This window comes from Amycolatopsis sp. NPDC048633 (genome assembly GCF_040650695.1).
In the GTDB taxonomy this organism is placed as follows: Bacteria; Actinomycetota; Actinomycetes; order Mycobacteriales; family Pseudonocardiaceae; genus Amycolatopsis.
Genome location: NZ_JBEZHS010000001.1, coordinates 904,494 through 917,161, shown reverse-complemented (window position 1 = coordinate 917,161; position 12,668 = coordinate 904,494). Strand labels below are relative to the sequence as shown.

Annotated in this window: 13 protein-coding genes; 5 read left to right on the top strand and 8 right to left on the bottom strand. The window is 69.9% G+C overall.

Going from position 1 to position 12,668, the window contains the following annotated elements; all coding sequences use genetic code 11:
- Nucleotides 1-198 precede the first annotated feature (198 nt).
- From AB0C38_RS04620 to AB0C38_RS04605, 4 genes are read left to right on the top strand one after another with little or no spacing between them, the layout of a single operon-like run.
- Entirely contained in the window at nt 199-459 is a 261-nt protein-coding gene (locus tag AB0C38_RS04620) for a hypothetical protein (protein WP_003056176.1), read from the top strand.
- A 4-nt stretch (nt 460-463) separates the two neighbouring features.
- Complete coding sequence (locus tag AB0C38_RS04615) at nt 464-709, top strand: hypothetical protein (protein ID WP_360666390.1); 246 nt, start codon at nt 464-466, stop codon at nt 707-709.
- Nucleotides 710-742: 33 nt separating this feature from the next.
- On the top strand, nt 743-3,472 hold the full coding sequence (locus AB0C38_RS04610; protein ID WP_360666388.1) for an FtsK/SpoIIIE domain-containing protein: 2,730 nt from the start codon (nt 743-745) through the stop codon (nt 3,470-3,472).
- Entirely contained in the window at nt 3,469-3,873 is a 405-nt protein-coding gene (locus tag AB0C38_RS04605; RefSeq protein ID WP_360666385.1) for a hypothetical protein, read from the top strand. The genes AB0C38_RS04610 and AB0C38_RS04605 overlap by 4 nt, the downstream gene beginning before the upstream one ends.
- Here AB0C38_RS04605 and AB0C38_RS04600 read toward each other — a convergent pair.
- From AB0C38_RS04600 to AB0C38_RS04575, 6 genes are all read right to left on the bottom strand, one after another.
- Nucleotides 3,870-4,292 (bottom strand): YbaB/EbfC family nucleoid-associated protein, encoded by a 423-nt coding sequence (locus tag AB0C38_RS04600; RefSeq protein WP_360666382.1) that lies wholly within the window; start codon nt 4,290-4,292, stop codon nt 3,870-3,872. The two genes, AB0C38_RS04605 and AB0C38_RS04600, sit on opposite strands and share 4 nt — an antisense overlap.
- Nucleotides 4,289-4,615 (bottom strand): hypothetical protein, encoded by a 327-nt coding sequence (locus tag AB0C38_RS04595; RefSeq protein ID WP_360666379.1) that lies wholly within the window; start codon nt 4,613-4,615, stop codon nt 4,289-4,291. The genes AB0C38_RS04600 and AB0C38_RS04595 overlap by 4 nt, the downstream gene beginning before the upstream one ends.
- Nucleotides 4,612-5,181 (bottom strand): hypothetical protein, encoded by a 570-nt coding sequence (locus AB0C38_RS04590; RefSeq protein WP_360666376.1) that lies wholly within the window; start codon nt 5,179-5,181, stop codon nt 4,612-4,614. Before AB0C38_RS04590 ends, AB0C38_RS04595 begins: the two co-directional genes overlap by 4 nt.
- Nucleotides 5,181-6,392, bottom strand: a complete 1,212-nt coding sequence (locus tag AB0C38_RS04585; RefSeq protein WP_360666374.1) for a putative T7SS-secreted protein — start codon at nt 6,390-6,392, stop codon at nt 5,181-5,183. Before AB0C38_RS04585 ends, AB0C38_RS04590 begins: the two co-directional genes overlap by 1 nt.
- Nucleotides 6,389-7,045: a hypothetical protein gene (locus AB0C38_RS04580; RefSeq protein WP_360666372.1), complete on the bottom strand. Its 657-nt coding sequence runs from the start codon at nt 7,043-7,045 to the stop codon at nt 6,389-6,391. The genes AB0C38_RS04585 and AB0C38_RS04580 overlap by 4 nt, the downstream gene beginning before the upstream one ends.
- 134 nt (nt 7,046-7,179) lie before the next feature.
- Nucleotides 7,180-9,657 carry an endonuclease/exonuclease/phosphatase family protein gene (locus AB0C38_RS04575; RefSeq protein WP_360666369.1) on the bottom strand — a complete coding sequence of 826 codons (2,478 nt, stop codon included), beginning with the start codon at nt 9,655-9,657 and terminating at the stop codon, nt 7,180-7,182.
- A gap of 126 nt (nt 9,658-9,783) precedes the next feature.
- On the opposite strand from AB0C38_RS04575, the gene AB0C38_RS04570 reads away from it, so the two are divergent.
- Entirely contained in the window at nt 9,784-10,755 is a 972-nt protein-coding gene (locus AB0C38_RS04570; RefSeq protein ID WP_360666366.1) for a CapA family protein, read from the top strand.
- Nucleotides 10,756-11,047: 292 nt separating this feature from the next.
- Here AB0C38_RS04570 and AB0C38_RS04565 read toward each other — a convergent pair whose 3' ends face one another.
- Together AB0C38_RS04565 and AB0C38_RS04560 are read right to left on the bottom strand one after the other, a co-directional pair.
- Complete coding sequence (locus AB0C38_RS04565; RefSeq protein WP_360666364.1) at nt 11,048-11,494, bottom strand: limonene-1,2-epoxide hydrolase family protein; 447 nt, start codon at nt 11,492-11,494, stop codon at nt 11,048-11,050.
- Nucleotides 11,495-11,510: 16 nt separating this feature from the next.
- The gene (locus AB0C38_RS04560) at nt 11,511-12,428 is read right to left on the bottom strand and encodes a TauD/TfdA family dioxygenase (RefSeq protein WP_360666361.1); all 918 of its coding nucleotides are present in this window, start codon (nt 12,426-12,428) and stop codon (nt 11,511-11,513) included.
- Nucleotides 12,429-12,668: the final 240 nt, after the last annotated feature.

Here is a 12,668-nt window from a genome sequence, read left to right as displayed (position 1 = left end):
TCAGTGTGCACCACACGTGCCAGGTCAACCCCGGCACGCACCGTGATCGGCCCGGCCCCGGACGTCCCACGTCCGGGGCCTTGCTGATTCCGGGCCCGTGATCACTCCGCACAGTCAGATGATCACGGTGAGTCGTTGGATCTGTTTCAATGGATTCGCCCCCGTACGACCGACGAAATTTCGAGGAGTAGAGGCCCGATGGCCGGAGTCGAAGAGATCCGCGCTGGCATCGCGCTCGCCAATGAAAAGGCGTCCGCGAGCATCGCCGCCCTGCAGCAGGCAGCGCAGTCTCTCGAAGAAGCCCAGCAGTCGCTCGCACAAGCGACGCAAGGCAGCAGCCAGCACGAAGTGAGCCAGGCACACGGGTTGCTGGCGGAGGCACTGCAAGGCATCAACGGCCTGCAGAGCACGGTCCAAGCAAGCATTTCCTCCGCCGACTCCTACTCGGCGCGTCTCTAGCCGGATGACGCTCGCCGATCTCCACCAGCTGCTCACCTCCGTCGTGGCCGGGCTCGCCGATGCGCGGGCCCACTCCGAGCGGGCCACAAGCCTGCTCGGGGAGGCCCGGCAAGCTCTCGTGGACGCCCAGGCCAAGGCCGATCCCTGGCTGCCTTCGCAGTACGCGCAGGCCGGCGAGGGGCTGGACCAGCTCCTCGTCCGCCTGGCTGCTGCCGAAGACCTGGTGAGCGGATACCGGTCGCGCCTGTAATCCTTTTGGGGACACCTTTTCTTGGGGACGCCGATGGCCAACAAGTCAGCCGAGCAACGCAACCGCGTCGAAACCGCACTCGACCGGGTCCGCCATCAGATCGGACTGGTACTGGGCGCGGCGGCCGGCGCGCGCCAAGCCGCGGAAGCCGACCTCGCCAAGCTCGAGCTGGAGCGCGAGATCGTCCGCGTCGGCATGAACCACGCCACTGCCGAGCAGCAGAACGAGTGGTCCCGGCACCCCGCCGCGCACGAAGTGTTCGGCGCGCTCGGCAGTGTGCGAAGCGCTTTCTACACCGACTGGGGCCAAGGACCCGCGACGCTGCGGGAACTCGTCTCGCAGAACGCACCCGGCGCGGCCGGGCTGCCACCGGGTGACTGGCTCGGGCGCGTCGGCCACAACGCCGGCATCACCTCGCCCGGCCTCTGGCGCGTCGGCTCCGCGACCGCCGCCGGTGGCGACGCCACCCGGACGTTCGACGTCGCCGTCCCGCTCCTCGACGAATCGCACCTGGCGATCACATCGGCGCCGAAGACGCGTCCCACCATCGACGGCATCGTGCAGAACCTGCTGATCCGCGTGCTCTCGACGTTCGAACCCGGTGCCGTGCGGGTGCACCTGTGGGACATCGGGCAGCTGACCGCGATCCTGCCCGACCTCTACCCGCTGAGCCGCACGAGCGCGCTTTCGCTGTACGACCCGGGCCGGCTCGAGGACCTCCTCGACGAGCTGGCCGGGCACATCCGCCGCATCCACGCGACCGGGATGCAGGCGGGGCACACGTCGCTGCGGGAGCTGCGCATCGACCGGCAGGAGCGGGTCGAACCGTTCCGCATCGTCGTGCTGTACGGCAACGGCGAAACCCTGGAACCGGAGCGCGCCCGCGACCTCAAGCGCGTCGCGAGCGGGGCGCTGGCCGCGGGGATCTGCCTGATCATGATCGACGTGCCGACCGCCGTGAGCGCGTCGGTCGAGACGCTCAGCCTCATCGACGACCGGCATGCGATCAGCAGCATGAGCGGCACCGACCTGGTCGTCGACCTCGATCCGCCGATGCCGTCCGGGCAGGTCATCCGGGCCGCCGACCGGATCGCCGCGGCGCTGATCGCCAAGCAGGGCGGGCCGCGGTCGTTCGACGACCTGCTGCCGGCCGAGATCGGGCACGAAAGCTCGGCGCGGGAGCTGCGCGCGCCGGTCGGGTTCTTCGAGGGCGAGCCGGTCGAGGTCGTCATCGGCGACGCGAGCCCGCACGCCCTGATCGGCGGGCCGTCCGGTTCGGGCAAGACGAACTTCCTGTACGCGCTGCTCGGCAGCCTCGCGGCGCGGTACACACCGGACGAGCTGGCGCTGTACCTGCTGGACTTCAAGGAAGGCGTCTCCTTCGCCGGGCTGGCGCCGGGGCGCAAGGACGCGAGCTGGCTGCCGCACGCGCGGCTCGTCGGCGTCAACGTCAACACCGACCGCGAGTTCGGCCTGGCGCTGCTGCGGTTCCTGGCCGACGAGCTGCGGCGCCGGTCCGCGGCCGCCAAGGAGCACGAGGTCACGAACCTCGCCGACCTCCGCGAAGCCGACCCCGGCGGGCACTGGCCGCGGATCGTCGCGGTGATCGACGAGTTCCAGTACCTGTTCGCGGGCCGCGACCAGGTGACGGCCACGGCCACGCAGCTGCTGGAAGACATCGCGCGACGCGGCCGGTCACAGGGCATCCACCTGGTGCTGGCCAGCCAGGACGTCGCCGGCATCGAGGCGTTCTGGGGCAAGCCGGCGGTGTTCGAGCAGTGCACGCTGCGCATCGCGATGCCGAAGGCGCGGCGCGTGCTGGCCGAGACGAACAACGCGGCGGTGTCGGCCCCGAAGTGGCACGGGGTGATCAACCACGACTCCGGCGTCGCGCACGGCAACCAGCTGGCCCACATCCCGGACGCGAGCAGCAAGAACGTGTTCGTCCGGCTGCAGCACCGGCTGTGGGAGGAGTACCAGGGCCGGTTCCCGCGGCCGCGCCTGTTCGACGGCGCGCATTCGCCGGTGCTGGAGCAGTTCCCGGCGTACCTGGACCTGAAGCCGAGCTCGCGGCCGCGGGCGCTGCTGGGCCAGTCGATCGACGTCACCGAGGCCGCGTGCGGCGTCGACCTGTCGTGGGCGCCGGGCCGCAACATCGCGGTGCTCGGGTCGGCCACCGCGGAAGCGCTGTCCATCATGGACTCCTCGGCCCGGTCCCTGGCCCGGCAGTACGAGCCGGGCGAGGTCGAGTTCGTGCTGGGCTGCACGATCGAAGCGTGCGCCCCGGCGGTGCTCGAGCTGGCGGAGCGCCTCCGCGAGGACGGCCACATAGCGACCCTGGCCGACAACCTCACGGCCACGTTGGAATCGATCACCGGCGGGATGTCCGGCGGCGCGAAGGTCCTGCTCCTGTACGGGGTCGACGCGGCGCTGCCGGTGCTGGAGGCCAAGGCCGTCGGGCAGCTGAAGAGCGGCCTCGACCACCTGCGGATGGTGCTGAAGCAAGGACCGGGCCACGGCGTCCACACGATCGGCTGGTGGCGCAGCATCGCCCGGCTGAAGGACACCCTGGGGTTCGCGGGCACCGACGACATCGGCACGTGGGCGGCGCTCGACGTCCAGGGCAACGAGCTGGCGCCGTTCGCGGCGGGCCAGGTGGTGCACTGGTCCCCGCGGCCGGGCCGCGCGTTGTTCTTCGACCGCACGACCCACGGTGCGCCCGAAGTGATCATCCCGTTCCAGCGCCCGGAGAACGCGCAATGACCGACGACAGCGCCACCGCGGCCATGCGGTACAAGGAAATCATCGCCCTCTCCCGGGGCTCGGCGGAGAACCTGCGCAGCTGGGAACTGGCGCGCGCCGACGAGCTGGCGGGAGAGATCGAGGAAGCCCAGACGGCCATCGAGACGGCGACCGAGCGCGAGGCCCGGGCGGCCGAGCGCGCGACCCGCTGGTGGAAGATGGCGCTGCACAACATCCAGGGCTTGCTCTGGCTGGATCCGGGCGACGTGCCCCGCCCGGTCTTGACGGCGCGTGCGGCTTATCTGGAGCGGTACCTCGAAGAGGTCAAGCCCAGTTACCAGGAGCTGGTCCAGGCGGTGCTGGCCCTGGGGTGGCGCGCCAAGCGGGCGGTTTCGAAGCGCGGGGAGCAACCGCCGGCCTAGACATCGAAGACCGTGTCGTAGGGCTCGTCGTCGTCCGTGGGGGCTTGCCTACGTTGGGGTGGGGTGGGTGCACGCTCGGGTTGGGGCGCCGGGCGTGGCGGTGCGGTTGGCCGCGGCGCTTCCCCCGCCGGCGGCGGTGCGGCAAGCCGTCCTCCGGCGGCGACCGCTTCCCGGATGGCGGCGGTGATGGTCCGGCTCAACGTGACGGCGTCGAACCGCATGGCTTCCGGCGCGAGCCGCACTTCGCTGACCACCCCGCCGGGCCCGGCGAGGACGGTGACGGACCGATCCGACGAGACGACCGTGGTGTGGTCGCTCCCGGCGATGCCGGCGAGGATGCGCTGGTTGTCCGCCTTGCGGTCCTCGATCCGCTTGAGCTGCCAGCGCATTTCCTCGATGAGCTGCGCGTTGTCGCTCATGCCAGTCTCCCCGGCTGGTGCGGTGTGTAGACGAACTCGTAGTACTTCCCGACCCGGTGGTCGATCAGCGAGTAGCCCCGGCTGTGGGCGACGCGGAGGAGATCCTCCTGGGCCAAGCCGATCTCCATCTTCCGGAAGTACACCTGCCGCCGGCCGTCGAGCTCCGCGGCCAGCACCGCCATCTGCTGTTCACGCGGCTTCATCGAACGACGAGTACGGACGATGGTCAACGCCAGACCGCCGATGATCACCACGCCCAGCAGGACGGCGAAGATCACCTCCCCAGCCGAGAACTTGGTCGAACTGGCCACCGTGCTGATCACGGCGTCTCTCCACTGCGAAGGCTCCAGGCGACCTTCGCCGTCGCCTCTGCGACCGCCGGCCAAGCGTCGTCCGATTCCGCTACCACCGACAAGATCACCACGGACCGGCCGTCCGGCAGCGGGATCTGGTATTCCGCCTTGATCTGGGTGCGGACGTCACGTTCGGGCAGGTGGAACTCACCGCCGCTGATCGCGACGATCGCCGGGCCGATCGGGAGCCGCACCGGCCTCACCACCGCGCGCTTGTGCTGACTTCGGTACTGCTCAGCCATCGCGGCCACCAGGGCGTCCCGGTTGGCGGGCGACGTTTCCGGCCACTGCGCGACGCCCAGCGTCAGGGTCGCGACGTCGCCCTTGCGCCTGCCCACCGCGAACTTGCCGAACACACGGATGCCGTTGGCCTGCATGGCCGGGACCAGTGCCATCAGGTAGCTGCCGAACTCCTCGATGGACGTCCCGGACGCCAGGTTTTCCGCAATGGTCCAGGCGTGGCCGCGGTTCATCTTGTCGTCGGTACCCACCGGCATGCCGGCGAACCCGGGCGGCAGGTCGATTTGGAGAGGCATCAGTTCCACACCTCGTCTTCCGCCCGTTCACGCTGGCGCTTCGGCGCGTTGTCGGCCTGCATTCCCGCATCAGCCGCATTGCCCAGCGCCACCGCCGCCCAAGGGACAGGCCCGGCGATGAGCGTGCCGGCGACCACCGCTGCCTGGCCCATGTCCTTGGGCACCCAGTAGTTCTTGAAGTCGCCGATCGGACCCTCGAACTTCTTGTCCATGGCACCAGCGGCGACTTCCCCGCCCACCTGATCTACGAGCAAGCCGTAGGCGGCCACCTTGATCGCGGTATCCGGAATCACGTCAGTGAGGCCCGCCAGCGACGTGACCGCGCCCGCCGCGTCGAAGAACAGTGTTTCGGGCGCCACGTCGGCTCCGGCTGTCATGGCGAGAGCGTGACCACTGAGAGCCCCGAGCCCCAGGCCGGTGGCGACCACGCTCGCGACCTTGTCGGCCGGAGGCGGCAGGACATCGCTCAGGACGCCGAGGCCGTTGCCGATGTCGCCCACCACGTCCGAGAGCTTCGAAATCAGCTCCGCGTGATCCTGAACGAAGTTCCACGCGTCGTCCACCCCGTCGGCGATGGTGTTGGTCAGATCGCCGAGTGCTCCGCCAACCGCATCGCTCAGCTTGTCGAGGACGTCCGGTTCGTCCGGGGCCAGCTCCTTCGCCTTCCGCAGCGCCTCCGCGACCCGGCCTGCCGCGTCCGTGTGCTCCTGCTGGAGCTGCTTGGCCGCGTCCTGGATGTTCTGGCAGCCGTCGATGGCGGTCTGGAGCTGCTGGCCCGCGTTGTCCAGCAGGCGCTGGGCGAGCTGCAGGGACTGCTGGTCGGGGAACGTCCGGTTGGCCAGTGCGAGGTCCGGATTCGCGCGCGCCTGCTCGGCCGCCTGCGCCGCCGCCTCCGCGCGGACCTCCAGGTCGGCAGCACGTTTCTGCAGGTCACCGAGGTCTCGGGACCAGCTTTCGAGGGCGTCCGCGGCCTCGCCCATCGACCTGCCCGCGCCCTCGAGGTACTGCGGCAGCGGGCCGATGCGCCTCGCGAAAGCCTCGCTCGCTTCGCCCTGCCAGATGCCCTGCTTGCGGACGATCTGACGCAGCGAGTCGTCGGCCTCGGTGAGATCCTTGCTCACCGCGCGGTACTTGCCCGCCAAGTCGGTGACGCCGTCGAGGTCGCCGGGCGCCGGGTCGAAGCCCAGGGCCGGGAAGTCGCGGGCGCTCATCGGTCGAGGCCGTTCAGGATGTCGGTGATGCCGCCGGTCGCGCCGCCACCGACCATGCCGCCGTCGGGATCCACGCCCGGGTTCTTGCGTCCGGCCAGGTCGTTGACCCCGGGCACCCCACCCGTCACCCCGCCGCCCACCATGCCACCGCCGAGGTCCGCGCCCGGCTCCTCGCTCTCGGCCTGGTCGTTGATGCCCGGCACGCCACCGGTGACTCCCCCGCCCACCATGCCGTCGTCGCCCAGCACGTCGCCGAACGAGCCAGGGCCGGCCGGGCCTTCGCCGCTCGGCCGGCCGACCCGGGGGTAGTCCCCACGCTGCGCGTGGGGCACAGTCGGGTCGTCGTCGCCCATCACCATCGAGCCGAACTTCTTCAGCTCGCCGCCGAACTCCGCTTCGATCTGCTCGTACTTCTGCTTCGCCTGCTTCAGGCGCTCCGTGATCCCCGAAGCCGCCTCTCCCAGGCGTCCGATGCCGTAGCCCCAGGCCTCCTCGAACTCGACGCCCGCTTTGCCCAGGTCAGCCGTGCCCAAGGACCCGAAAGCCCCGCCGCCGCCGAGCTTCTTGTTCGCGTCAGCCATCCTGTCCGCCGCCGTGCCCAGGTCGTCGATGAGCTTGCCCAGCTCGTCGACCTTCACCGCATACCCGTCCACGCCACCTCCCCTGTGGTCCCGTCCACCCTAAGACGGCCGTCAAAGCTCCACGGTTTCGCCGTCACCCGAAGGTGTGCAAGAAAAAGGCCACCACCGGACGCGATCGCCCGGTGGTGGCCTCTGTCAAGCGAGACTTACGGGAAGTACTTCCCCAGCAGCTGCTCCAGGTAGTCGAGCAGGTCGTTGATCCCGTCCTGGATCGCGTTGCCGGTGCTCGGCCGGAAGCGGATCACCTGGGGGTCGTGGTCGCTGGCCTGGTCGGCGAACTCCGCGTTGATGTGGACGACGTCGTAGTCCACTCCGCGCGGTGCCTTCGACGCCAGGATGTGGTCCAGCACCTGCGACTGTCCCTCGAACACGTAGCTGTACCGCTCGGCCTCGGGCACCGTCGCGATCAGGTCCTTCAGCGCGCCACCCGCGGTGAGCGTCTTGACCACCGGCGAGAACGGGTAGTCGTTCAGGTCGCCCGCCACGACGATGTTCGCGTTGCGGTCGGCCGTCAGCAGCGAATCGACGAACCCGCGCAGCACCGTGGCCTGCTTCGCCCGCTGCACCTCGGAACTGCGCACCGGCGGCTGGAACCGGCCGTGCGTCGGCTGGTCACCGCCCTTGGAGTTGAAGTGGTTGGCGATGACGAACACCGTGCGGCCCTTGAAGACGAACTCGCCGGCGAGCGGCTTGCGGCTGTCCTCCCAGGCTTCGTTCGTCGGGTCGACGCGGCCCGGCGACGCCGTCAGGTGCGCCTTCCCGTGATCACGGACAACACCGACAGCAGAAGTCGGCGTCCCACCCGGACGATCCACAAAGGACACCCGGGCCGGGTTGAACAGGAACGCCACGCGGATGTTGCCGCCCGGCTGGCCGCCGTCCTCGTCGTTCACCGGGTCGATCGAGCGCCACTGGTAGCGCGGGCCACCCTTGGCGACGATGGCGTCGGTGAACTTCTGCAGCGTCTGGTCCGCCGCGACGGTGCCGTCGTCGGTCGCGCCCGTGTTGTCCTGGATCTCTTCCAGGTTCACGATGTCCGGTGTCGCCAGGTGCGTCACGATCGCCTCGCCGAGCCGGTCGTACTTCGCCTGCGGGTCACCCGGCGCCAGGTTCTCGACGTTGTACGTCGCGACCGCGAGTTCGCCGGATCGCTGCTTGCGCGTGGTCTCGGCCTGCAGCCCATTGTCCTTTTCGGTGCCGAGCACGCTGGCGAACAGCGTGTAGCCGCCGAAGTTGTTGTACTCGACCGGGCCGGACGTGGTGCCGGTCAGCACGTCACCGACGTTGAGCTTCGGGAACGGCCGCTGCTCGAACGGGATCAGCGACGACACCTTCATGACGCCGCTGTTCAGCTGGTCGTACCCCAGGTAGACGCTGCCGCCGCGCACCGACTTGTGCTGGTCCGGCTTGGACGTCACGTACAGCTCGTTGAAGGAGTTCGACGGGCCGACGACCCGGGCGTCGCTGATCGAAACGATCTCGCTCTCGTGCGACTCCCAGAAGTCCAGCGCGTACTTCGTGGGCTCCAAGGTGAGCGGCTCGATGTTCCCGCCCGGCGCGGGCGCGTAGGAGACCGGCACGGTGTCCGGGTTGAGCACGGTCGGCGCCGGCAGGGCGTTCGCGTGCGAGTCGACCGTCCACTGTGCACTGCCCAGCTCGGTGAGCGACTGGTAGTTCGACGTCGCCGGCGCGTCCGGGTAGAACTCGCGGACGGTGCCGGTCGCGGTCACCGCGTCGCCGACCGCGACGGCCGGGCTCGTCGAGCCGGTGAACACGAACAGGCCCTCACTGGTGCGGGGGTCGTTGTCCGGGTTCGGGTCCGTGATCCAGAAGCCGCGCACCGAGCCGAACGTCCGGGTCGCGGTGACGACCCCGGTGACGCCGCTGACCTTCTGGTCCTTGAACGGCGAAATGCGCGTGGTGCCCTGGATTTCGTGGATCTTCGCCGGGGTGCCCGGTTCGCCGGGGTCACCGCCGCCGGTCGTCTCGCCCTTGGTGTTCGTCGGGGACGGGTCGCCGACGGCGAAGTCGGTCGCGTTGTCGTCGGTGTCGGCCAGCGCCGTGCCGCGCGCGACGGACGTCGAGTTCGACGGCGCGGCCGTCGGAGCGCCTTCGCGCACGGTCGCCGTGCCGAACCCGACGAGGTCCTTGACCCGGGCGTCGGCGGCGCAGTCCGCGGCGGTCTTGCAGGTCAGCGCGGCCGTGCCGGAGACGAGGGCGATCGTGCCGGCGGTCGCGGACATCGCGATCGTGCCGGTCGCGTCCGGTGCGGGCAGCGCGACCGTGCCGCCGCTGCCCTTGCCCTCGGCGACGAGGTAGCGCCCGCCCGGCGCGACGCTGCCGGCCAGCTGCGTCACCTGCCAGGTGCTGGACGCGCTCGGCGAGCCGGGCAGGTACTGGACGCTGAAGCCGTCGACGCTCGTCGCCGCAGTACCGTGGTTGGCGAGCTCGACGAAGTCGTTGGTCAACGTGGCGCCGGAGTTGCCGCCACCGCCGTAGACCTCGGCGATGACCGCGTCGGCGCTGGGTGCCGCGAACGCGGCCGGTGCGGCCACTCCGCCGAGCACCAAGCCGGACGCGACGGCCACCGTCAGCGTGGTCTTGGCTCTGTGGGTCTTGGTCACCCTGAGTCCCCTTTGTGCTTGAACAGTCGTGGCATAGTCCCCCGAACAGATGAGGAGGAGGAAGACAAAGGTGCAACGATTCGTAACAACTACTTTCGTCGTCACTCTTTCGGCAGAGCAGGTTTCGTGATCACGCTGGTACTCGGCGGGGACGTGAACGTCCAGGGCCGCGCGACGCCGTCGACGGCGTTCAAGCAGCTGGATCCGCTGCTCAAGGGGGCCGACCTCCGGTTCGTGAACCTCGAAGGACCCCTCGACGTGCCGATGGCCGAAGCGCTGACGTCGGCCGGCATCAACGTCGTCTCGTGCGCCAACGACCTGACCCACCCGCCGGCCGCGGCGATGGCGAGCCTCGCGGTCCTCGACCGAGCCGGGATCGCGCACTGCGGCGCCGGCGCGAACCTCGACGCCGCGCACGCACCCGCGGTGCTCGAGCGATCCGGCGAAAAGGTCGCATTCCTCGCGTACACCGCACTTCGCCGCGCCTACGGCCAAGCCGCGCAGTCGGGCTCCCCGGGCGTCGCGCAAGCGTTTGCGACCACGGCGTACCAGCCCGATCCGCGCGTGGCGGAGATCCCGGGCCGGCCGCCGGTGGTCCGCACGACCCCGGTGCCCGAACACCTCGACCGGCTCGTCGCCGACGTGAAGCAGGCCAAATCCGGCCACGACCACGTCGTCGTCTCGATGCACTGGGGCCTGCCGGGACCCGACCTCACGGAGTACCAGGTCACCTACGGCCGCGCCGCGATCGACGCCGGCGCCGACCTGGTCGCCGGGCACGGGCCGCACACGATCCAAGCCGTCGAGGTCTACCGCGGCCGTCCGATCCTCTACAGCCTCGGCAACCTCGTCTTCGACTGGCCGGCGATGCGCCGCCGGCACGTCGACGGGCTGCTGGCCGGCTGCATGTTCGGCGAAGAACCCCGGCTCGAGCTCATCCCCGTGCGGCGAAACGCCGACAACGAGTGCGAACCGCTCGCCGGGGAGGAAGCGGAAAAGGTGCTGCGGTACCTCGCGGACGTCTCGGCTCTGCGCTCCACAGCGGTGTCCGTCCGGGATGGAATCGCGTCGGTGGCCGGTTTAGGCGTTGGCGCGTAACCGATCGCGCGCGGACTGTGACAGGATCCGACGCCTCTGTCACCCATCCGGCGCATCTGCCTTAAATGCTCCCTAAGACCCGGAACAACCCGCGTGAAGCGGCGGTACGGTCTGCGAGAGCCGCCGGAAAGTGGCGCAGACCACTCCTCGACAGCTCTCGACCAGCACGAACACGTGGGGGAGGGAGAACCATCATGTGGGGGCTGATTGTTCTCAGTTGCGTGTTCGTGCTGGTGCTGGGGATAGCCGCGGTCGTGGACCTTCGGGACCACGACCGCGGCGCACCGCGGGTCTAGCGCACAGCCTGCTTCGCCTTGTAGCGGCCGATAAGCGTGCGCGCGCCGGCCAGCGCGACCCGCCCGGCGCCCTTCGCGCTCGCGGCCAGGACCGTCGTCCAGTCGAAGTAGTCGCGCCACAGCACGATCCGGCCGGCTTCGACCTCGAACGTGCCGCACACCCAGAACTCCGCTTCCCACGCGCCGCGGCGCAGCACGTCGGTGCGTTCGGTGAGCACGACGTTGCCGTCCGCGGCGATGTGGTGCGTCCGCGCTTCGAACCCGGAGCCGAACCGGGCCAGCAGACGCAGCTGCTTCTCGACCGCCGCGACGCCGCGGGCGGGCGGCAACGGCACGTTCTGGTACACGATGTCGCTCGCCGCGAACGTCAGCGCCCGGTCGATGTCGAGGTCTTCGAGGGCCTTCAGGAAACCGGTCACCACTGCCTGGGGGTCTTCGGTCATACCCCCAGGCTAAGGGTCAGAACGGCCGGTCGCCCGCGATGGCGACGCGCTCCGCGATCCGGACGTGCGGGTGGTAGTCGTTGACCGCGTAGTGCTGCGTCGCGCGGTTGTCCCAGAAGGCCACCGAGTTCGGCCGCCAGCTGAACCGGACCTGGAACTCGGGCGTGTGCGCCTGCAGGAACAGGTACCGCAGCAGCCGGTCGCTCTCGGCCCGGTCGAGGCCGGTGATGTGCGTGGTGAACGCCTGGTTGACAAACAGGGTGCGCCGCCCGGTCTCCGGGTGCGTCCGGACCACCGGGTGTTCCACCGGCGGGAAGCGGTCCTGCCACTGCGCGAGGAGCGCGGGATCGGAGAACCGGTCGAAGCCGGGGAGGTAGTCGTGCACCGCGGTGAGCCCGTCGATGCGGGCGCGGACGTCTTCGGGCAGGTTGTCGTAGGCGGCCGCCATGTCGGCCCACATCGTGTCGCCGCCGACGGGCGGCACCTCGACCAGCCGCAGCACCGAGCCGAGTGCGGGCTCGGGCCGCCAGGTGACGTCGACGTGCCAGATGTTCTCGTAGCCGGGCATGGCGGCGGTGCGCTCGAAGCGCGTGACCGCGTCGTCGTCGCCCTTCGGGATGAACGGGTTGGTCTCCAGCTCGCCCCAGTTCGCGGCGAACGCGCGCTGCTGCGCCGACGTGATGTCCTGGTCGCGGAAGAAGATCACCTTCCACTCGAGCAGGGCACGGTTGAGCTCTTCGCGCAGCTCGGGCGTGAGCGGCTCTCGCAGGTCGACGCCGTCGATCTCGGCGCCGATCACCCGGCTCAGGGGGCGGAGGGTGAAGAGCTCGTACTCTTTCCGCGGCTCGTGCAGGACGCGCGGGCCTTCAAGCAGGCCATCGGTGGGTGTGACGGCCTCCCGCAGCTGGATCCGGGCAGGCAGGTCTACGGACATGGTTGTGCTCCAAGGGTTTTCGGGGGAATTCGGACGCCGGGGTTCGCGTCAGGCAGGGGGCGAGCCCAGGCGGCCGCGGCGCAGGAGCAGCTCCACGGTGCCTTCCCCAACCGACCGCTTGGAGGCGCGGCCGTGCCACCGGATGGGCGTGCTTTCCGAGGTGGCGGGCATGTGCTCATGGTGTTCTTCCTCCCGCCCTGCGGTCAAGACGTCCACTTGGTGGAACGTGATCAACACCGC

Coding starts and splice junctions, on each gene's coding strand:
- AB0C38_RS04620 (WP_003056176.1), top strand. CDS start 199: ATGGCCGGAGTCGAAGAGATCCGCGCTGGCATCGCGCTCGCCAATGAA.
- AB0C38_RS04615 (WP_360666390.1), top strand. CDS start 464: ATGACGCTCGCCGATCTCCACCAGCTGCTCACCTCCGTCGTGGCCGGG.
- AB0C38_RS04610 (WP_360666388.1), top strand. CDS start 743: ATGGCCAACAAGTCAGCCGAGCAACGCAACCGCGTCGAAACCGCACTC.
- AB0C38_RS04605 (WP_360666385.1), top strand. CDS start 3,469: ATGACCGACGACAGCGCCACCGCGGCCATGCGGTACAAGGAAATCATC.
- AB0C38_RS04600 (WP_360666382.1), bottom strand. CDS start 4,292: ATGAGCGACAACGCGCAGCTCATCGAGGAAATGCGCTGGCAGCTCAAG.
- AB0C38_RS04590 (WP_360666376.1), bottom strand. CDS start 5,181: ATGCCTCTCCAAATCGACCTGCCGCCCGGGTTCGCCGGCATGCCGGTG.
- AB0C38_RS04585 (WP_360666374.1), bottom strand. CDS start 6,392: ATGAGCGCCCGCGACTTCCCGGCCCTGGGCTTCGACCCGGCGCCCGGC.
- AB0C38_RS04565 (WP_360666364.1), bottom strand. CDS start 11,494: ATGACCGAAGACCCCCAGGCAGTGGTGACCGGTTTCCTGAAGGCCCTC.
- AB0C38_RS04560 (WP_360666361.1), bottom strand. CDS start 12,428: ATGTCCGTAGACCTGCCTGCCCGGATCCAGCTGCGGGAGGCCGTCACA.